At 43.5% G+C, this 19,335-nt stretch carries 24 protein-coding genes; 6 read left to right on the top strand and 18 right to left on the bottom strand.

The features are described from left to right. Nucleotides 1–48: 48 nt before the first annotated feature. Complete coding sequence (locus tag DCO17_RS03410; RefSeq protein WP_173955405.1) at nt 49–786, top strand: GntR family transcriptional regulator; 738 nt, start codon at nt 49–51, stop codon at nt 784–786. A 96-nt stretch (nt 787–882) separates the two neighbouring features. Here the strand turns inward: DCO17_RS03410 and DCO17_RS03405 are convergent, their stop codons facing one another. The 5 genes from DCO17_RS03405 to DCO17_RS03385 all read right to left on the bottom strand — a co-directional run bounded on the left by DCO17_RS03405 (nt 883) and on the right by DCO17_RS03385 (nt 6,854). Further along, nucleotides 883–2,160, bottom strand: coding sequence for a glutamate carboxypeptidase (locus DCO17_RS03405; protein WP_173955404.1), 1,278 nt, complete (start codon nt 2,158–2,160; stop codon nt 883–885). A gap of 184 nt (nt 2,161–2,344) precedes the next feature. Next, nucleotides 2,345–3,169: a hypothetical protein gene (locus DCO17_RS03400; protein ID WP_173955403.1), complete on the bottom strand. Its 825-nt coding sequence runs from the start codon at nt 3,167–3,169 to the stop codon at nt 2,345–2,347. Between the two features lie 177 nt (nt 3,170–3,346). Continuing rightward, nucleotides 3,347–4,645 carry a lipase family protein gene (locus DCO17_RS03395; RefSeq protein WP_173955402.1) on the bottom strand — a complete coding sequence of 433 codons (1,299 nt, stop codon included), beginning with the start codon at nt 4,643–4,645 and terminating at the stop codon, nt 3,347–3,349. Nucleotides 4,646–4,770: 125 nt separating this feature from the next. Then, on the bottom strand, nt 4,771–5,169 hold the full coding sequence (locus DCO17_RS03390; protein WP_173955401.1) for a hypothetical protein: 399 nt from the start codon (nt 5,167–5,169) through the stop codon (nt 4,771–4,773). Between the two features lie 86 nt (nt 5,170–5,255). Next, nucleotides 5,256–6,854 (bottom strand): FMN-binding glutamate synthase family protein, encoded by a 1,599-nt coding sequence (locus DCO17_RS03385; RefSeq protein WP_173955400.1) that lies wholly within the window; start codon nt 6,852–6,854, stop codon nt 5,256–5,258. Nucleotides 6,855–7,067: 213 nt separating this feature from the next. On the opposite strand from DCO17_RS03385, the gene DCO17_RS03380 reads away from it, so the two are divergent. Beyond that, the gene (locus tag DCO17_RS03380; RefSeq protein WP_173955399.1) at nt 7,068–7,454 is read left to right on the top strand and encodes a hypothetical protein; all 387 of its coding nucleotides are present in this window, start codon (nt 7,068–7,070) and stop codon (nt 7,452–7,454) included. Nucleotides 7,455–7,480: 26 nt separating this feature from the next. Here the strand turns inward: DCO17_RS03380 and DCO17_RS03375 are convergent, their stop codons facing one another. Genes DCO17_RS03375 through fabI form a run of 3 tightly spaced genes read right to left on the bottom strand, consistent with a single transcriptional unit; the run spans nt 7,481 to nt 10,878 of the window. Next, nucleotides 7,481–8,722, bottom strand: coding sequence for an acetate/propionate family kinase (locus DCO17_RS03375; RefSeq protein ID WP_254598807.1), 1,242 nt, complete (start codon nt 8,720–8,722; stop codon nt 7,481–7,483). Beyond that, nucleotides 8,700–10,109, bottom strand: coding sequence for a bifunctional enoyl-CoA hydratase/phosphate acetyltransferase (locus DCO17_RS03370; protein ID WP_173955398.1), 1,410 nt, complete (start codon nt 10,107–10,109; stop codon nt 8,700–8,702). The genes DCO17_RS03375 and DCO17_RS03370 overlap by 23 nt, the downstream gene beginning before the upstream one ends. Before the next feature lie 10 nt (nt 10,110–10,119). Further along, nucleotides 10,120–10,878 carry an enoyl-ACP reductase FabI gene (gene fabI / locus DCO17_RS03365; protein ID WP_217425459.1) on the bottom strand — a complete coding sequence of 253 codons (759 nt, stop codon included), beginning with the start codon at nt 10,876–10,878 and terminating at the stop codon, nt 10,120–10,122. A 231-nt stretch (nt 10,879–11,109) separates the two neighbouring features. Between fabI and DCO17_RS03360 the strand changes: the two genes are divergently transcribed. Next, nucleotides 11,110–11,418, top strand: coding sequence for a hypothetical protein (locus DCO17_RS03360; RefSeq protein WP_173955396.1), 309 nt, complete (start codon nt 11,110–11,112; stop codon nt 11,416–11,418). Here DCO17_RS03360 and DCO17_RS03355 read toward each other — a convergent pair. The 3 genes from DCO17_RS03355 to DCO17_RS03345 form a co-directional block, all read right to left on the bottom strand. Continuing rightward, nucleotides 11,411–12,589 carry an ion transporter gene (locus DCO17_RS03355; RefSeq protein WP_173955395.1) on the bottom strand — a complete coding sequence of 393 codons (1,179 nt, stop codon included), beginning with the start codon at nt 12,587–12,589 and terminating at the stop codon, nt 11,411–11,413. The two genes, DCO17_RS03360 and DCO17_RS03355, sit on opposite strands and share 8 nt — an antisense overlap. 36 nt (nt 12,590–12,625) lie before the next feature. Next, nucleotides 12,626–13,303, bottom strand: coding sequence for a tetratricopeptide repeat protein (locus tag DCO17_RS03350; RefSeq protein ID WP_173955394.1), 678 nt, complete (start codon nt 13,301–13,303; stop codon nt 12,626–12,628). A gap of 114 nt (nt 13,304–13,417) precedes the next feature. Further along, a complete protein-coding gene (locus DCO17_RS03345; protein ID WP_173955393.1) occupies nt 13,418–14,173 on the bottom strand; it encodes a PilZ domain-containing protein in 756 nt (251 codons plus the stop codon). A 54-nt stretch (nt 14,174–14,227) separates the two neighbouring features. Here DCO17_RS03345 and DCO17_RS03340 point away from each other — a divergent pair, with 54 nt between their 5' ends. Both DCO17_RS03340 and DCO17_RS03335 read left to right on the top strand, forming a co-directional pair. After that, on the top strand, nt 14,228–14,437 hold the full coding sequence (locus DCO17_RS03340; RefSeq protein ID WP_173955392.1) for a hypothetical protein: 210 nt from the start codon (nt 14,228–14,230) through the stop codon (nt 14,435–14,437). Between the two features lie 30 nt (nt 14,438–14,467). Beyond that, complete coding sequence (locus tag DCO17_RS03335) at nt 14,468–14,839, top strand: hypothetical protein (protein WP_173955391.1); 372 nt, start codon at nt 14,468–14,470, stop codon at nt 14,837–14,839. 1 nt (nt 14,840) lies between these two features. On the opposite strand, the gene DCO17_RS03330 is transcribed toward DCO17_RS03335, so the two are convergent. Further along, nucleotides 14,841–15,398, bottom strand: coding sequence for a hypothetical protein (locus DCO17_RS03330; protein ID WP_173955390.1), 558 nt, complete (start codon nt 15,396–15,398; stop codon nt 14,841–14,843). A gap of 125 nt (nt 15,399–15,523) precedes the next feature. Between DCO17_RS03330 and DCO17_RS03325 the strand changes: the two genes are divergently transcribed. Continuing rightward, nucleotides 15,524–15,880 carry a hypothetical protein gene (locus tag DCO17_RS03325; protein WP_173955389.1) on the top strand — a complete coding sequence of 119 codons (357 nt, stop codon included), beginning with the start codon at nt 15,524–15,526 and terminating at the stop codon, nt 15,878–15,880. Between the two features lie 12 nt (nt 15,881–15,892). Here the strand turns inward: DCO17_RS03325 and DCO17_RS03320 are convergent, their stop codons facing one another. The 6 genes from DCO17_RS03320 to DCO17_RS03295 all read right to left on the bottom strand — a co-directional run bounded on the left by DCO17_RS03320 (nt 15,893) and on the right by DCO17_RS03295 (nt 19,287). Beyond that, the gene (locus DCO17_RS03320) at nt 15,893–16,120 is read right to left on the bottom strand and encodes a hypothetical protein (RefSeq protein WP_173955388.1); all 228 of its coding nucleotides are present in this window, start codon (nt 16,118–16,120) and stop codon (nt 15,893–15,895) included. A gap of 4 nt (nt 16,121–16,124) precedes the next feature. Next, nucleotides 16,125–16,310: a hypothetical protein gene (locus DCO17_RS03315; protein ID WP_173955387.1), complete on the bottom strand. Its 186-nt coding sequence runs from the start codon at nt 16,308–16,310 to the stop codon at nt 16,125–16,127. Between the two features lie 353 nt (nt 16,311–16,663). Beyond that, entirely contained in the window at nt 16,664–17,014 is a 351-nt protein-coding gene (locus tag DCO17_RS03310; protein ID WP_173955386.1) for a hypothetical protein, read from the bottom strand. A gap of 12 nt (nt 17,015–17,026) precedes the next feature. After that, entirely contained in the window at nt 17,027–17,575 is a 549-nt protein-coding gene (locus DCO17_RS03305) for a hypothetical protein (protein WP_173955385.1), read from the bottom strand. A gap of 4 nt (nt 17,576–17,579) precedes the next feature. Then, nucleotides 17,580–18,821 (bottom strand): hypothetical protein, encoded by a 1,242-nt coding sequence (locus DCO17_RS03300; RefSeq protein ID WP_173955384.1) that lies wholly within the window; start codon nt 18,819–18,821, stop codon nt 17,580–17,582. 100 nt (nt 18,822–18,921) lie between these two features. Beyond that, on the bottom strand, nt 18,922–19,287 hold the full coding sequence (locus tag DCO17_RS03295; protein ID WP_173955383.1) for a hypothetical protein: 366 nt from the start codon (nt 19,285–19,287) through the stop codon (nt 18,922–18,924). Nucleotides 19,288–19,335 lie beyond the last annotated feature (48 nt).

Raw genomic sequence — 19,335 nt, 5'->3', positions numbered from 1 at the left:
GTCAAATTCTAGTAAAATAGTGTGATGCCTAACCAAAAGACCGCTTAGATGAACAGCAAAAGCGCTATAGACCAGCCCCTCTACAACACCATAAGGGGCAAAATTTTGGCTAAATTAAAGTCGGGTGAATGGCCCCCTGGCTCCAAAATTCCCACAGAGCCCGAGCTAGCAAAATTATTTTCAGTGAGCATCGGAACGGTCAGAAAAGCAGTTGAAGACTTAGTCTCTGAAAATGTTTTAATCAGACGCGCCCGAATTGGGACAACAGTTGCAACTCATGAGCAACATAACCAATTCAGCACCTTCTTCAATTTTTCAAGTAAGCAACAAGAAGAAATGAGAGTGGAGCCAAAGCTCTTATCCTTTAAAAAAGTTTTGGCAAGTCAAGAGTTGGCAAATACTTTAGAAGTTAGGGAAGGTGATACCTTATTCATGATTGATAACTTGCGTCTCATCAATCATGAGCCTGCAATGTATGATCGCATTTGGCTTCCGCAGAAGAAATTTGCCAAGCTTACACAAAAGAATTTTGAGGGCCGTGAAGGCTCCATCTACTCGCTCTATCAATCCCAGTTCATGATGACGATCGTCAGAATTCAAGAGCAAGTTGAGGCTATCAAGACACCAGACTTCGCCGTGAAAGAGTTAAACCTCAAAAAGGGATATCCCGTTCTAAAAATTACTCGATTTGCCTATACGTATGGTGACACTATTGTGGAATATCGAAATCGTTATGTGAATACTGCTCTAGGCATTTACATAAATGAAATTGGACTTAAAGAATAATGAACGCACCCCTAAGAAAAGACTAATGGGAGTTAACCATAGTTATACAAAAGCCACCTAAAGGTGGCTTTTCTTTTGGAGCATATCGGTAGCAGCTTAATTCTTATCCCCTACCTTGCCTTTTGACACATCCATAATCAGGCGCGAAAGCAGATACATTCTTGGCGTAATGGAACTCAGCAAGATATATTCATCGTCATTTGAATGCGCACCAAATCCCTGAACGCCCATACTTTCAATGACTGGGTTTTGAGTATCTTGGGCTGCAAATGCAGCATCAGTGCCACCACCAGCAGCCACTGTTCCCAAAATTAAATCTCGTCCAAGCTCGGCGTAAACCCTTTTTGCATATTCAGCCATTTGCAATGATTGCGGGCTGGTTACCAAAGGTGGACGGCGACGCTCAAAACCTACATCAACTTTTATATCAGGTGTTTGCTGTGTTTTGGCACGATCTCGCACTTCTTTTTCCACAACATCAAAATCGTCTTTTTTCATCACACGCACATCGGCAGTAGCAAAAGCATTTGCAGGTATTACATTGCGATTGGTGCCCGCTGTTGCCAAGGTCCAGTTCATCTTGATCCCCTCCTTGGGATTAGATAAATTTCGCATCTGCTGAATCTGGAATGACAACTCATCCAGCGCATTACGCCCTAACTCGGGCGCAGAGCCTGCATGCGATGCTTTTCCGGTGATATTTAAATTGACCGCCGCAATTCCTGCGGTAGTCAAAGCAATACGGTCAGATTTTGCTTGCGAAGCCTCGCAAGAGAAGGTAGCGTCATGCTCAGCACCTAACTTCGCAAAATAGGCGCGAGCAGCTGGTGAGCTGATTTCTTCATCGCCGTTAATCAGTACAGTAATTTTTCCATACTCATTAAATTTCAGCTTTTTCAAGCTATCAATCGTATGTAAAATTAAGGCAATGCCTTGCTTGTCATCTGATATACCTAGACCGTAGGCACGATCACCATCAATCCTAAAAGGCTGTTTTGCCAACATACCTTTGAGATACACAGTATCCATATGGGCAATCAAGAGAATTTTTTTAGTGCCAGTACCTTTAAATTCTGCTTTGACCATACGACCAGGTTTCTCTGGCGTGTCATGCATGCGGTACATTTTTCCATCGGGCTCAATGAACTCAACTTGCCCGCCCAGCGCCTTAAGGCGATTAAAAATCAGTTGAGAAATTTTGTCCAAACCTTCTCGATCCCTGCTACCTGACTCAATTGAAACCAGCTCTTTTAAAGTACTTAAGTAAGGCTTTTGCTCTTTCTCAACCATTGAATAAATAGGCTCCTGTGGAGCAGCAATACATGCCGCAGAAATACTTATTGCAGCGCATAAAAATATCCCAAGTTTCTGCATTTAACCCCCGATAAATATTGAAAGAATCATGCATAAATCGCACTAATACCACTATACAGATAATCTCGCCCGACCCTCCAGTTATACAAAAGCCCCTTGAGAAATCTTGAGGCTTTTTCTTTTGCGCAACCAAGCACACAAAAAAACCACCCGAAGGTGGCTTTATTTACATGCAAGCAGTCCTTTAGAAATTAAATGTCGCTGAAAGTTGCGGTCCAGCATTCGTATAGTTTGTTTTACCTACGGCGCCATTTAGATGCAAGCCCATTGCGCGATACGCCAAAGTTACATCACCCCAAGAATAGGCATTACCTATACCAATGAGGGTCTGCCAAGTTCCGTTATTAGAGCTTGGGCCCTTACCAATATCAGCATAGAAAGGAACAAACCATGAAGTATCGGCGATTCTAGCGCGACCTTTGAAACCAATCACAGGATCGATTGTTTGATTAGTGGCAGAAGGATATTTAGCAGCAGAAGCCACAGTAGTTCCATCAAGCGCAAGCTTAGCAGTCGCATCTAGAGTGGTGGTAGAAGTAATGTAACGCGCGCCAGCCAAACCATCCAAATAAAGGCTATTGGAGTTGTAAGCAGTATAGGTAGCGGCCATTGTCAAGATTGTCTGAGTATCCTTGCCGTTTACGCCCGCATAAAGACTAGCATCATCCCTACTTGGCACATACCGTGTTTTACTTCCACTGCCTAACATTTGCCAGTAAACCAAATCAGCCATAACACCCCAATTACCTTTATGAGCTTCACCGGTCAATTGCGCAAAACCACCTGCGCTATTTAGATTGTCACTAATAGAGGAATAAGTCGACTTTGATAGCTTCCCAGCGGTTGTTGTTGTCCAACTTTCTGGCGCCCAAGCATTAATGCTGACAGAAAAACGCCAATCATCACTCACCTTTGGCATAGGGTTGATTGTTTGCGCACCTGCACCTATAGCAAATGCTAGAGCGAAAAATGCGAGACTAGATTTAATAAATGTGTATTTGATTTTCATAAAAAATTGGAACCAATTAGTAATGGCCATATTTTAAACCGAACCCCATAAGACGCTGAGATTGCAGGCTAGGCGTCGTTTTGCATAACACTTTGGCAAATTAAATATTGGCTCACCGAATGAGTAACAATAAAAAACCACCCAAAGGTGGCTTTTTATTTAAATAAATTACCCGCACTAGCTTTGAGGGCATCCATTTGCCAAAGGCTTTCCGGCGATACGATCCTTGACCCATTCAAGATACATTGGCGCCGCAACACCAGGAGTTCCAAAGTGGGTTTGTTCACCTGGCAACTGAACTCTTCCAACGTTGGCCCCCATAGCGCACATCTGCTTTTGATACAGCTCATGCTCAAATGGAGGAACTGCAGTATCTTTTGTGCCCCAGTAAATAACAACAGGTGCTACTGGCTTAACTGGTTTTACGCTGCCGTCAACAAAACCTTTAATCCAAGCCAATGCATTGGTAGCGCTGGGTTTAATCAAGGTTTTATATTGATCGCCATAGGCATAATTAAATGAATCTGCCATGACGTGCACGCATTTATTTGTCGCTAACTTATCAACAAATCCTGCACCTTCATCAGTCAAGATGTCCGTTAACTTTAGATTGGGGAATGCGGCCTGAGTACCCCAAAGACCCATCACATAATGAGCAAATAGAAATACATTGGGAATGTTAGCTTGGGTAAATTCGTTAATGACTTTGGTGGCGCCCGCTTCATCAGTCGGAGGATTTTGCAACAACACTGCCTGATCGTCTGGGGCCAAACCCACAAAACCTAAGTATTCAAGGTTATCTGCGACCGTTCCCTGAAGGGCCTGGTAATCCAGCATGCTTGCAGCAGCAATAGTTGCCCCGCCACCCTGAGACCAACCATAAACAATAGTCTTTTTACCTGCTCCCACCTCTTTCATGGAACTGGCCGCTCTTGCTGAATTAATAACATCTCTACCATTGGTTGCGGCTACGGCGTATTGATGCTTTCCGCCACCGCCCAAGCCTTGATAGTCGGTAGCAACAATTACATAACCCTCTTTAATAAACTGCTCTACATTTGCAATGCCGTAATCAGTCCATGAATTACCGTCAGGTAAAAAATATTCATTGAGTGGCGCAGTGGGATCGATAATTTGGGACGGTCCGCAATTTTGCGCAGACCCAGTAGTACCATGAGCCCAAGCCATGATGGGTCTACCCTCTTTCGGAGCGCGTCCGATAGGTGAAATGATCGTCCCTGTCGCAATTGTTTTACGTTCAGCAACATCTGAAGATATGTAAGCAATTCTCCAAGCTTGAGCACCCTTAACTGAAGTTTTGATCTGCTCCTTCTTGATGATCTGACCTAGCTTGCCATTTGGAGCCATCTTCGTAACAGACTCATAAAACGGTGGAAGAGGTGGATCAGCCAAAACCGGAATCGAAGTGAGCCCAAAAGTAAGGCCAAAAGTCAAAGTAAATAAAGTTTTTTTCATATTCATTTGAGAGGGTAGGTAAAAGACTGGTAATTGCTAGAACTATAGCCGAGTAATACGAAGTAAATGAGCTCAGAGTACTACTAAAAGGAAAGGGATCATGACTAAGAATTTAGGTGTTAACACTATTCAACCACAATGCATTTCAATGAAATTGAGATGCCATCTTTTTTAGGCTTAATGGTGAGTGTGCCAGTGCGCCGATCTAAAGATGCTTGGCTAGTACCTCGGTCCCAGGTAAAAGTATTTTTTGTCGCCTTACCAATACACGTTTCAGAATTAAATCCATCTAATACAGTAATAGGTAAATTGTAATTAAGCTCTGACCACAAAATTTTAATGCTTTCAGGCTTTACATATTCACCTGAACAAGAGTAAGAAATATCTCTTGCTGCGCTCTGCTTAGTTTTACTAGCGCTTTGCGAATTATTGCCATGGCTATTTGCGCTTGAGTTGGCACTAACATCTACAAGCGCATTGGCCAACATAAAGATGCTGGCTAAGAATAGATTTTTACTCGTCATAGATAAGTTGAAAATTTATGAATATTAATGTGTGCCAAATTAAAGCTTACATCAAGATAGTTTTTGGCTATATATGTTGAGAGCACTCATATAAGCGGCGCCAATCCAAACTTATTGGTCAACGCCCTATTCCAATACAGCTCATATTCTTGAGGAAGGCCAGACATACTATCAACTCTTTGCAATAAATGACCTGGGTTTACAGTCGGCAATTTAGAGAAAAGCGGAATTGCTTTACCAGACGCATCCCTACACATCAGATAATCAGATGTAATTTCCCTGGGGTGCGCAAGCCCAGCTGCGCCAATCAATTCAGCAAGAGACTGCATCGTGTTGTTATGAAATGCATGAACTCGTTCAGCCTTATCAGGAACAACCAGCGCTCTTTGACGAAGCGGATCTTGTGTGGCAACACCAGTAGGGCATTTATCAGTATGGCAAGATCTTGACTGAATGCATCCCAAAGCAAACATAAAGCCCCTTGCAGAATTACACCAATCTGCGCCTAGGGCAATTGCTCGAATAATATCGTAAGCAGAAATAATTTTTCCTGATGCGCCTACAACTATCTCTTTTCTTTTGCCGATGCCAACCAGCGTGTTGTGCACCAAGCGCAGGCCCTCGCGCAAGGGCATACCAACATGATCGGTAAACTCGACTGGTGCTGCGCCTGTACCACCTTCACTACCATCGACCACGATAAAGTCCGGGCATATTCCGGTCTCTAGCATTGCCTTTGCAATTCCAAAAAACTCCCATGGTTGGCCAATACACAACTTAAAGCCGATGGGTTTGCCACCACTGAGCTTTCTTAAGCGAGCAATAAATTGCATTAACTCTACTGGCGAAGAAAATGCCGTATGACTAGCCGGGGAAACGCAATCTTCACCAGCGGGAACGCCACGCGTTATAGCAATTTCCGCAGTGACCTTAGGGCCGGGTAAAACACCGCCATGCCCAGGCTTAGCGCCCTGAGATAACTTAATCTCTACCATCTTAATTTGTGGATCTACAACTTGCTCTGTAAATTTTTCTTCAGAAAAAGTTCCGTCTTGATTTCGACAACCAAAATATCCAGATCCAATTTCCCAAATGATGTCGCCACCAAACTCTCTATGGTAAGGAGATATCGATCCTTCACCAGTGTCATGTGCAAAACCGCCAAGCTTTGCACCCTTATTGAGCGCTCTAATGGCATTGGAAGAAAGAGCGCCAAAACTCATTGCTGAGATATTAAAAATCGACAATGAATATGGCTGTAAGCAACTAGGCCCACCCACTTGAATACGAAAGGTTGTAGGATCAGGATGCTGCGGGGAATTAGAGTGTCCTAACCACTCTCCATCTGGACCATACATTAATTTGGTTGAACCAAAACCTCTTTTATCATTTGCCTTTTTTGAGCGACTGTAAACCATCGCCCGCTGATTTCTAGAAAAAGGAATTTTCTCTTCGTCATCTTCTAAAAAGTATTGACGAATTTCCGGGCGAATATACTCCAGCATGAAACGCAGATGCCCAATCAGAGGGTAATTACGTAAAATCGAGTGACGGTCTTGAATCACGTCTGCAAGACCAATTAGAAATAAGGCTATAAAGAGGATGCTAAGGGGGCTATCGTAAGCAATAGAAATGGCTACGAGTATCAGCGTTGAGAGCCATGCAAAATATCTTGAATATTGCAATTGATACTCCTCCTAATATATTGAAGAAATCAGCCTAATTAGTGCGATATGCCTAACTCTAATCGATTTAATTTAGTTTTGGGAAGTCTAGCTTAGATCCAACTGAATTCCAAAATATTCACCTATTTAACGGCACTTTGACTATGCTCAAAAGGTGACTTTTTAACTCTGTGAAAGTAAAATTAATTAATTCAATTTAAGGGGTGATATTCCATGACAATGACACCATTCGAGCAAGAAAGACACATTGAGTGCGTTCAGAGATCGAAGATTCTGAGCTCTGCTAGCGAACTCTACTTCAAAGCAGCCGAAGCTATTGAGGCTGGTGCACCTGAGGATGAGCGGTATCGCTATATCAAATCCGCAAAAGAATTAATAGAAGAAGCCTTCCCTGAAGTTTTTGAAGTACGCCACCCTGCCCCCAAATATGTCATCAAAGAAGAGCGTGACTATAAAGTTCTCAAGATCGTGGGATTGGCCGCGGTAATTCTGGGCATCTGCTATTCATTTGTCGCCTTTGGCCCAACTGGTGACTTAAGCAAAACCTGGACGGCGGATGATGTTGCTAAATCGACGGCTTACCCAAAACCTAGAAACTAGCCATTTATATTTTGGTAGCTTGATGTTCAGCGCTGAGCCAACAGCGCTTGAGCATCGCGAGCGGCAACCAAGCCCTCATCTGTTGGGATAACCCATACTTCAATCGCACTATCTTCAGCGCTAATTTTGGAAATCGCATCATTCGTTGCGGCTTGATTGAGGGTCTCGTCTAGCTTAATACCCAGCCAAGATAGTTTTTCGCATACAGACTGTCGCAGCCGACTATCATGCTCACCTATTCCACCACTAAAAGCAATAACATCCAAGCCTTCAAGACAAGCAACCATAGCCCCAGCCTCACGCACGACTCTATGAGTAAACAAATCAATTGCCACTATTGCCAAGGGCTCCTTGCTTGCTCTAAGTTTACGCATATCAGCTGAAATCCCTGAAACCCCGAGTAAGCCACTCTTCTTATAAAGTAATTTTTCCAGCTGTTCGGGCGTAAGACCCTTATCCAAAAGATACAAAAGAACACCCGCATCTAATGATCCAGCTCTTGTCCCCATCATGAGTCCATCCAAAGCGGAAAATCCCATGGTAGTAGCAATACTCTTACCACCAATAGCAGCACAAAGACTTGCGCCATTTCCAAGATGAGCCATCATCACCCTGCCCTGAGCGCGCTTCGTGCAATCCAAAAGCGTGCCAATAATATATTGATAAGACAGGCCATGAAAACCATACCTCCTAACACCCTGAGAGGTAATTTCCGCCGGTAACGCAAAAGCTGATTCAATACTCGATACAGTCTTATGGTAGGCAGTATCAAAGCAAAGCACCTGTGGAATATCAGGAAACGCATTTGCAAAAGCACGCACACCCTCAATATTGTGCGGTTGATGCAATGGCGCTAATACATTCAACTTTGATAATTCTTTAAGTATCGATGTCGTAGAGATGACGCTTTGAGTAAAGAGTGATCCGCCATGAACAATACGATGAGCTATGGCTTGAATTTTTGGAATATTCGGAAGCGTCAGGACCAAGTTTTTTAATTGACTCAAGGCGCAAGCAAAAGGCTCTCTTGATAGGCAATCCAAGGGCACTGACCTTATCTCCCCCTCGTAGCCATACTTGAGCATCGGCGCACCATTTGGTTCCAAACCTTCATAACTTCCTACCAAGACCGAGGGCTGAACCGCACCTTGATCAACGGGGTAAAGCGCAAACTTTAAAGTTGAAGATCCCGCGTTGACAGAGAGAATTGCCATGATGAAATCTGTAGTTTGATATTGAGTAAGGCTAGCTGTTTTGGCGATGCGCATGCGCTACAAGTAGACCCAATATGGCAGATGCCACTCTAGTGCGTGCGCTATCAGCCCTACTGGTTAACGCCACTGGAATTTTGGAGCCTAAAACTAAGCCGGCTCCACTTGCGCCAGCAAAGTACTCTAGTTGTTTTGCCAGCATATTGCCAGACTCTAAATCAGGCACATTTAAAATATCAGCATCACCTGCAACAGGCGAATCAATTCCTTTAATCTGCGCTGCATGAATCGAGATCGCATTATCGAATGCCAATGGGCCATCCAGAGTGCCGCCCTTAATTTGTCCGCGCTGAGCCATCTTGCAAAGTGCAGCCGCCTCAATCGTTGACGGAATATCTGGGTTCACTGTTTCGACTGCCGACAAAATCGCTACCTTGGGATTGGCAACGCCCATGATCACACTAAAATCGATAGCATTTTGAATAATGTCGACCTTTTCCATTAGCGTTGGGCGTATGTTCAACGCCGCATCTGTAACTAATAAAGGCTTGCTATACATCGGAATGTCAAAACGGAATACGTGCGACATTCTTCTGCCGGTTCTTAACTGAGGGCGAGCCAATATTGCATGCAAGAGTTCATCTGTATGCAAACTACCCTTCATCATCATTTCCACTTTTCGCTCTACCGCTAAATCAGCCGCTTTATCTGCAGCAGCATGGCTATGAGGAACGTCAATCAACTCATATGACGAGATATCAATGGCAGCAGCACTTGCAATCGATAAAATTTTCTTTTCTGGACCAATCAAAATCGGCTTGATTAAGCCTGCAATAGCAGAATCGACCGCACCTACTAAAGACTCCTTATCGCATGGATGCACTACCGCACAAAAAACGGGCTCTAAATTTTTAGTCTTTTCTAATAACGTATGAAAGCGGGCTTCAGGGTCAAATATCTGAATGTGTGGCGAACTCAATCTGGGTCGCGATATTTTTTGCGTAGGGGCAATAATGCGAGCCGTGCCATGCAGCACTTTTTCACCATTTTGGTTTTGAACCACGCAGTCCAGTTCAACACGTTTTTTTTCGTCATCTTTGGATTGCACTGTCGCCACTACTGCCAATGTATCGCCAATACGAACCGGTCTTGAAAAATGCAAATCCTGCTGCAGATAAATAGTTCCAGGCCCTGGAAACTTAGTACCCAGCAATGCAGAAATCAAAGCCCCTCCCCACATTCCATGAGCGATAACACCATGAAACATCGTGTCATTGGCATATTCAGGATCTAAGTGGGCTGGGTTCGTATCGCCAGAGACCGCAGCAAATGCCTGAATATCCTCAAGCGTGAGAGTGCGCAATAAGCGAGCACTTTGACCAATACTGAGCTCGTCATAAGTGATGTTCTCTATTAAATCTTTGTCATCTAGCTGTGTGTTCATCTAATTTTCCTTAGGCAACGGCGTGAGAGCCGCCATCCACATAAATCGTTTGACCTGTCATTCCTGATGCTGCATCTGAGCACAAAAATGTACTCAAGCTAGCAATTTCATCTAAGCGCACTGGTCTTCCTAATGGCGATTTTTGCGCTGCTTCGCGCATGAGTTCATCAAAATGATCAATACCCGAAGCCGCTCGTGTCAATATCGGTCCAGGAGAAACTGCATGTACTCGGATTCCATTGCCGCCTAACTCTACCGCCATATATCGAACCAAAGATTCAAGCGCAGCCTTCACTGGCCCCATCAAACCATAGTGAGGCACTGCTTCATCAGCACCCAAATAAGTCATTGTTAGCAAAGCGCCTCCTTTGGGCATATGAGGTACACATAACTTAGCCAAGGTTGCAAAGGAGTGACATGACACCTCCATTGCCCTGGAAAAACCCATGCTTGAACTATCCACTACGCGCCCATGCAAATCTTCTAATGGCGCCCACGCAATCGAGTGAATCACAAAATCCAATTGACCGAATTTGTTAACCGCAGTATTAACCAGCGCCTCCAATGCGCCTGGATCTTCCACGTTGCAAACCTTAAGATCGATTTGCTCAGCCTTGGTAAGTGGTTCGACATATCCTTTTGCTTTTTCATTAAGGCAAGTCACAATTACATCAGCGCCCATCTGCTTTGCCATGAGCGCGCATCCCCAGGCGATACTTTGATCATTGGCCACCCCAAGAATGAGTCCTTTTTTGCCACTTAAATTCAATACTTGATTCATTCTTTTATCCACATTTCTTACCAAAACATGATGACTGGGGGTTTATGCTTTTAATAGCCAAGGGAAAACCCATCGTCAAAAGCGCCATTGAGCATTATAAGTCGCAAATAAGACCAAAAAATGACGCATTTACAGCGCCTTACCTATAATAGAAGGCTGTAAACTGCCAATGCATCAAAAGTGAAAATTCCGAATAGATTGGCTGAGAGCTGAAATGATATGAGCCAAATTGATAAGCCCTACCTCGATAATGAGCTGCACAAAGTTGTGCATCAACTCAATCAAGAAATTGATCGCTTAGCATTTGCATTAAAGCTTGACCTCTCCAATCACACTTTCTTGCATCAGTTTTTGATCCAAGAGATTGATCGAGAGCACGATCACTTTCATAAACGCGAAACGCTGAAGGGCTTAATCGTTTTACGTGGAAAAATTAGTATGGAGCTTACTGAATCTGGCCAGCAAGATCTACCCAGCCCAATCCATGAGTCGATTTATCAGCTGCTACGCGTTGAGCAATCTAATTAGATTTTTGTTTTATTAATAACCAAATTTGGCGCTCCAACTCAGTGGCATTGCCACTTTCTTGAAGCATCAACTCAACATGCTCAGATTGCTTGCTCAGAGAAAATACTTTGAGATGGCTAATTTGCTGGCGATATTTTTCAAACACAATTTCCGGAGCAATGCCCTCTGGCAAGACACCCGTGTTACTCATGAGCTCACTCTTGACCTTGTCAGTAATGCGATCCACATCTTCCATAGATAGGTGCAAGCGTTCTGCCTCAGCCTCTAAAGCAAGGCGATCTCCAGGAGAGAGTCTTCCCTTGGCAATGGCATCCCTGAACTCATTTTCAAATGCCTCACGATCAATGCGCAACTGATCGGTAAAGGCGGATGCCATTAAGCCTGCTGGGATTGCAAAAATACCAATTCCAATCAGACTTATTACAACAGTCATTGCCTTGCCCAGCGGGGTAACTGGGGTTAAGTCTCCATAACCAACGCTAGCAAGAGTAATGACGGCCCAATACATAGCATCAGGAATGGTGTCAAATTTATCGGGCTGCGCTGCATGCTCCAATTCAAAACCCAAGCTTGCCGTCAATATGACCAATAAAGTCATCATGAATGCAGCTGCAAATAGGACACGGCGCTCACGATAGATAGCCTTGTACATTGTATTAAGCGTACCGGTGTAGCGCGTTAGCTTGAGTAATCGCGACAACCTAAAGACTCGCAAGAAACGCAAATCGAAGGTTTCATGAAACGCAAGTCCGACAAAGAATGGCGCTACCGCAACAAAATCAATCAAAGCGCCAATCGTAAACATGTATTTGAGCCTTCCCATAATAGGCTCTTGGTATTTGGGCTCTTCACAGCAGGAATACACGCGCCCTATGTATTCAACCGAGAATACAGCTACAGTGAAAAGCTCAATTGCGTAAAATTCCTTCTGAAAAGGCGCGTGAATCCATGAAACCGTCTCCAAAATAATGGATACGACGGACAGCAATACCGAAATCACAATCACATGATCAATGATGTGATGCAACTCTCCGGATGTTGGTGTTGGATTTAAAAGCGAGAAAACCTTTTGGCGAAAGGTTCGTCCTTTATTTTTTACGACGAAAGTATGAATAGCGTGAAATACATACGCTGGAAAATTCAATTTTTTTAATACGCTTTTTTTCATCATGCCGATTGACTCAAATTGAATTTCTAATTCATCAAGTTAGAGGCACTTATATAACAGTCGAAGATTTTGAATCTTCCCAAATTGATACTGAGCAGCTTCCATCTCAGCATCATAATTTTCTTTATGGGTGTGCACAAAAATGTGTAGTACGCGTTTAGCTTGATCATGGCCCTGTAGTGCGGCCAAGGATAAGAAGTAAAAGGCTTTTTTGAGATCTAATGGTACAAATTCACCTTTGCCATAGAGCGAGCCCAAGGTATACGCACACTGACGGCTACCCTCTTCTGCGCCAATCGTAAGGTATTTAACTCCTAACTCCACATTTCTTGGAACGCCTTCCTCCATGCCGAGCCCTAAGGCATAAATATTGCCCAAATTACAAAATGCATCCTTTACTTCTTCCTTAATTGCTTTTTGGTAATACTCGACTGCAGTTTTATAACATTGCTTGACATTACCAAGGCCGCGCTCATGCATCAAGCCAACATTAAATAAAGCGTAACCATTGCCTAAGCTGGTATGGCCATTTTGTAACTCATAGAACTTTTCCATCTGCTCGGCATTGAGATTGCCGTCAAAGGTCATCTTAGTCAGCAAAAAGAGCGCATCATCATTTTGATCATTAACTGCAGCATCAAACAAAATATCAAAGGCAACCTCATACTTGCCTCTTTGCATATTTAATTGTGCTAAATCAATTGCGCCGTAACCCATAACCTTATTCCTATGCTCTTTTGAGCAAATATCTATAAGAACTGATTGTAATATGGGAGTGTTACCGCACCACTCTAGTGCCTTAGGGTGTTGATACCTTGGTAACGTCTTGCACTAACACCAGGATGTATCTTGAAACCAGTAGTTAATACGGCGATTTAGTCTAGCACTCTGAATGGCTGATCTGGTACTCAAAAATTCGTTTAAATTGAGCTTGGTTGGCTCATGCAGCTCACAGCCCACCCGAATTCGAGAGGCCTCCAAGGGGCTTGGCCGAATGTTTCTGATGATAAGATCGAATTTAGCAGTTCTAGCGGTTAACCGCTCTAACGAACAATTGGTCCAAATAGTACCAACTTCCATCTCTGTTGCCCCAAGGCGAAGATCTAACTGTAACCCTTTATCAGAGACATCCACAATATCCCCAATCATCTCTTTGCCTACGGTAAAGAAAATGAGCGCCTTAAAAGCTCGGTCAGGCGGTGCCTTTGCCCTAAAGTCTTCTCGCCTCTGAATGAGTGTTACAGCATTAGGTATATCGCAAGCCAATCCGCCTACTTCGGCCGACCTTAAGCCTCCAATGGGAAATTGCAGCTTGCCAGCCTCAAGACCAGCAACAAAATAACATGACTCTTGAAGATACGAACCCATACCATTCTTAGGCAACTCTTCTGCTTTGAATTTGATACCCAACTTGGGATCCAAGCTCTGCACACTAACCGGAAATTTTTCAGAGGTTTTTACATTAAAGATTGCTGATACCGGCCCCGGGGATAACATCCTCTCCAAGTTTTTAAAAATAAAGCGTGGATCTAATGCGAATTTAGGATCGATTTTTCCGAGCTCTGGGGGGTACGTTTCATAGGCCATGCCGTTTATTTTACTGGGAGTATGATTAATCTGAATTAAGGAGCAAAGTCAGCCGTGCAAAAGTTTGAAGTGATCTTGATCGAACCGAGCGATTTAGCCCATTATTGGGTTGTCAGCTACAGAATCGGCGATGGCGAGATCGAAAAAGAGGCTATTGAGGCATTTGACTCTAATGAGGCTTTTATCAAATTTCGTAATCAAATGATCAATCAATTTAAAGCCCTATCCAAATCCAAGCGCACCAAGAAGAAAAGTAATGCCTGAGGCATGCCGTTAAATGGAGATTAGCAGGCAATGACACCGGAAGAACTTGAAAGACACTCAGACCTGATTCACAAAGCCAAAATACTGAGTGGGGCTAGCGAACAATACTTCAAGGCTGCTCGTGCGATTGAGATAGGCGAATCTGAAGAAGTGCGCTACCGCTTTATTAAATCAGCCAAAGAATCCATTGAAGACGCCTTTCCTGAAGTTTTTCAAGTGCGCCAGCCAGCGCCAAAATACGTCATTAAAGAAGAGCATGATCACAAAATAACAAAAATCATTGCCATCGCAGCTTTGATACTGGGCGTCTTATATTCATTTGTGAAGTTTGGCCCAACAGGCGATCTGAGCAAAACTTGGACAGCCGATGACATTCCAAAGGCTACAGCCTACCCAAAATAGTTTAGATTTCTGAGGCAACCTGCGCTTCAGCAAATTTCATCTCTAAAGCAAGTCGTTTAAATCCAGGTCTATCGGGATAAGTTTTAGATAAGTAATAAATGAGCTCACGGTCCGTTTTGCCGTACTGATGCTCTTTGAGTAAAGTCCTTAGCGCCCAAATGAGCTGCAGCGTATTGCGCTCATCTCTTAATAAATTCGCTTTCTCTTCTGCATTCTCATCTAAAGCATCGAGATCAACCCCTTGCGCAAATGCCGCCAACCTTGGTGGCATATCCCATTTACGAATGTGGCGTGCCCAGAATAAAAACCGCTTGAAATCCACTCGCATATTTTGGGCGGAAAAGTTTTGTATCCAAGCATGCTCGGTGAGTAAATCGAGCTTGGCCTTAAATTCATCGTACTGACCATCAAAATTTGATCGATCAAAGTGCAACTCACCTGCTGCATCACGCACTGGAAACTTCACTTGCTTGGGATTAATTCCATGGATCAAAGCGGCAGCCTGCCAAGTGTATATATAGGGCTTTGAAAACCAAAAATCCCAGTCAATATCAGCCATAAATGATCCTTGTTAGTAATCTATTGCTCATAGCTTACTATGGCTTGAAAAAGCGCGGTATTTCCGGCATCTGTTAAATTATTCCTAAGTCCACATTCAGCTCACTTTTGCTTTGCTTAAAAACTATGATCACAAAATCACCACTCTTGCTACTCCTGCCACTCTTGATTGGAACCTTCGCCTCCTTCAATGCCTGGGCTGACTTATCTATCGCTGATTATGAGAACAAAAGTAAGACGCAATCTACGAATACTTATTTATTGGGCCTCAGCTCCGGCCTGAATACCGCAAATAAGGCGCTTGTTAACAATAAACAAGTTCCCTTGTATTGCTTCCCGCCCTATTTAAAGCTGAGCATCTCTGACTATCGAGAGATCATTGCCACCGGCATCAATGAGATTGCTGATAACCCGATTAAGCCGAACGTCGATGACATTCTGCTCAAGAAACTGAGGAAACTCTATCCTTGCGGATATAACTAGAGGATTGGCAATCTAAATCTGGCCTGCTTTTTTGGCCGACTTTCCGCTATTGGCCTCGGCATCTTCTTTGGCATATTGATCCGCTTTAGCTGAAAAATAGCGCAAGACTTCAGCATCCAAGGCGCCGCCCTCGGAATGCGAGCGAGTGTTCGCTGGGCTAGACCCCAGCAACAGATAAAACCCAATAATGGCAGTGAATACTGCCAAAGCAATGGGGGCAATATAGCTCTTGAGGTTCATGCTGCTATCTAATGGCTGTCAGACTTGATTCAAGAATATGAATCACGCTAGGGAGGGTGTCGCTGGGATAGGTACGCCTTCCGACTTGCGCCTGCCACAAAAGACGATCCTTAACGAGATCCTCAATATGCAACTCCACAAAAGACTCGGAAGCCTGTTCTGATTTGCCAAGAGCTTCTTTTTGTCCCATATAACCTCCATCAAGATAAGCAATGCTGATTGCTACATCGTAGGGGTAGTTATGGACTTCTCAAAGGGAAAAACCCTTGTTTTGAGGAATTTCTTACCAGTTGAAATCTAGCTCCAACTGATTGATTTATATAGATTTATTAGTGGGTTTCTATGCTTAAAAATTAAGCATATATATGATCAACAACTAATCCTAAAAATTACAAAGGGGTGCGCAGCAAAACTAAGGCTTTCTTGAGGATAGAGTTTTAAGCTATTGATTGGAATACAAATTTTACCTATTTAAACATCTTGATATAAGCAAAAGTAAGAATAAAAGAGTTGTGTAATATCAAAATGATCTAAGTCAGTGTCTTACTTGAGCAGCAAACGGCTTAATGCGCCGCGGGCTTCGGCAACACCTAAATCCATGGCCAATTGCAATAATTCAGTCGCCTTATGAACATCCCCAAGGTGGCTTTTTACAACCCCGTAGTTATAGATCGCTTGCGGATTTTTATTTTTTAGCTCACGTTCAAGCTCGTGAAATAAGACTTCTAACTGAGATTCATTGAGCTGACCATCTAAAGCCATTTTGCAGGGTGCCAAAAAAGTACACTCGAAATTACCTACCTCAAGTGACATAAATGTCTCAAAAGCTTGGGGATATAGACCCAACTTCAAATATTGTTCAGCTTGGTAAAAATCAGAGTTTTGCATAGACATAACGGGACTATCTTAGACCGTGATTTGTTCCCAGGTACCACTCAACTTCGCATGAAAAGGCTCATGGTATCGATAAAACTCGATATCTTTAAATTGGTTACCTTCTTCCAATATCCTGTTTGACAACTCAGCAATGCTCGACGGCTGCCAACTAAAGTCTGGTTGCTCTACCCAAGCACGAATTCCCTCCTCACGCTTAATGAAATGGTCCATTGATCCAATCATCTTAGTGATGTCCCCACCATAAGTAACTATGGCGCGTAAGTAACCAGGTGAGTTAGCAAAAGCGAGTTGAATAACAATATATGGCAAAGCAAATGCAAGCGCTTTGTGTTTGCGTACATTGCGAAAGTAAACCTGTTGCGTAATGTCCCATTGCCTGTCGGAACTATTGAGAGAGTAATCAAATACCCAATTTCGACTATAAAAAAAGATGCATTGTTGACCGACGATTTCATCGGTAATGGTCCGAATGTGAGTCTGCTCCCGCAATAAACGCAATTGCTCATACGGCTGCAACTTGGTAGCTGAAGAAGGCTCCAATTCGGATGGGGATGTCATTGGCTTATTCTTGTTTTTTAAATTGCTCTACTACTACGTCAGCCTTATCACCTAAATCTCGACTAATGCGATATACAAAATTTTGGTCATAGATAAAGAAGTATTTTTTGAGGAAAGGATCCGCAAATACAATTCGTTTAAAGTTACCATCGCTTAAGCCATTCACCAAAGCCAAAGTTTTTTGGGGTTCAGGCTTAAGTGTTGCACCAGAATCTTGTGCACCAGAAATTCTGGCAAGTAAGTCGGCCTTTGTGGTTGCCCCCTCATAAAAAGCCAAGCAGCACTGCACAATACCTTTTGGTCGAACTCCTACCCAAGAAAATTCTTCATCCCCATACTTCATTAGGCTTGCGGTAACTGAAAGCTTTTGCTTGCCACCCCCTTCTGGAGCCCAGAGACCAATCCATCTCTCGTTTATGGGTACAGTTGTTGATGGCTTACCAGTTTCTTTTGCTTCAGGTGCATTACTTGTATCTTGGCTTGCAATTGTTCCAGAAACAACCTGATCAGTATTAGCGACTGAAGCAGCACTTGGAGCGGGCTCTGTGACAGTAACAGCTTTAACATTATTCCTGAGAGAGTGAGAGTTAGCATAAAAGAGGCTACCCAGCACAATCACAACTAGCAAAACCCCTATAACAACGGTAACCTTGATGCGCTTAGCCTCACTCCATACCGGATGCTCAATAGACATAGTTGCCGCTTGAGAACGTGAAAATGGATTCTTGAGATTATCCGCAAAGCCACTTTGATTGATTGGCTGGGGACTTGGCTCCTCTGGAGCCGATGGTGCAACTTCTGGGGAAGAAAAGCTGGTAGCTGGTGCGCTAGCTTTAGCTGGACACTCAATAGCGTGCGCAAAGGCTAAAGCATCTTCTGCATTGGAAAATATTTTGTCACGAACTATCAGTTGATCCAGCACCAGATTTTTTTCAATACTGTATTTGTCGACTAAATACAGCACATAAGAGTCGTTGCCTAATTCTTTGGCACCAGAAAATGATCTTGGCGTTTTCGCTTTTATTGGCACAAAGACAATGCCCGCAGTTAGAAAAATAATCCCAAATATCCATTGCAACTGTTGCGAGCTCTGGACTTGGCTAATAACAAACTGTGAAAACAAACCAAAGTCCAGCGAAGCACTTCCGGTGTGCGCAGAAACTAGCAACAAAATGCTACCGCAGATAATGGCGGTAATTTTTAGTGCTACTTGAGGACCCCGAGATTGGGGGGCAGTATCTCGCATCGGTTTCCTTGTGGGATAAAAAGCTCTGACAAGCAAAGCCAGAGGGTCGGCATCTAAATCTCTAAGTAAGATGCGCTAATTTTAACCACAAGCAGCCAATTTATTCGGTTCTAGAAGGCTTTGCAGCCTGATTTTCCTCTGCATGGTCAGCCGCAGACTTATCTGACTCCCCGGAAGCTGCCTTCGCCTCTCCGGAACCCTTTTCTTCGCCCTCTTCGGCGTGAGGAGGGGCAACTACTGCTACATGGGCGTTGGTTTTGGCAAAAGTATCAGTTGCCCCAAAGTTATCTACCCACTTAAATTTTTCTAAAAACTCTGCATGCGGCAAAAAACGAAGGTTAGAGTCGGACAAATTCTTATACTCAATATAAGCAATTCCCATCGCATTAGGAGGAAAAACCTGCCTTACAGCTACGCGTGTGCCATTTTCATCTTCAAAAATATCGTGTCTTTGGGGATCGCTCATCCTGGCCCTAACTCAGTTTTAGATTTAAGAAGGTTAAATGCTACCCCT

The organism is Polynucleobacter tropicus (assembly GCF_013307225.1).
Lineage (GTDB): Bacteria > Pseudomonadota > Gammaproteobacteria > Burkholderiales > Burkholderiaceae > Polynucleobacter > Polynucleobacter tropicus.
Note: the sequence above shows the minus strand (reverse complement) of the source record. Positions and strands in the feature narration are given on the sequence as shown.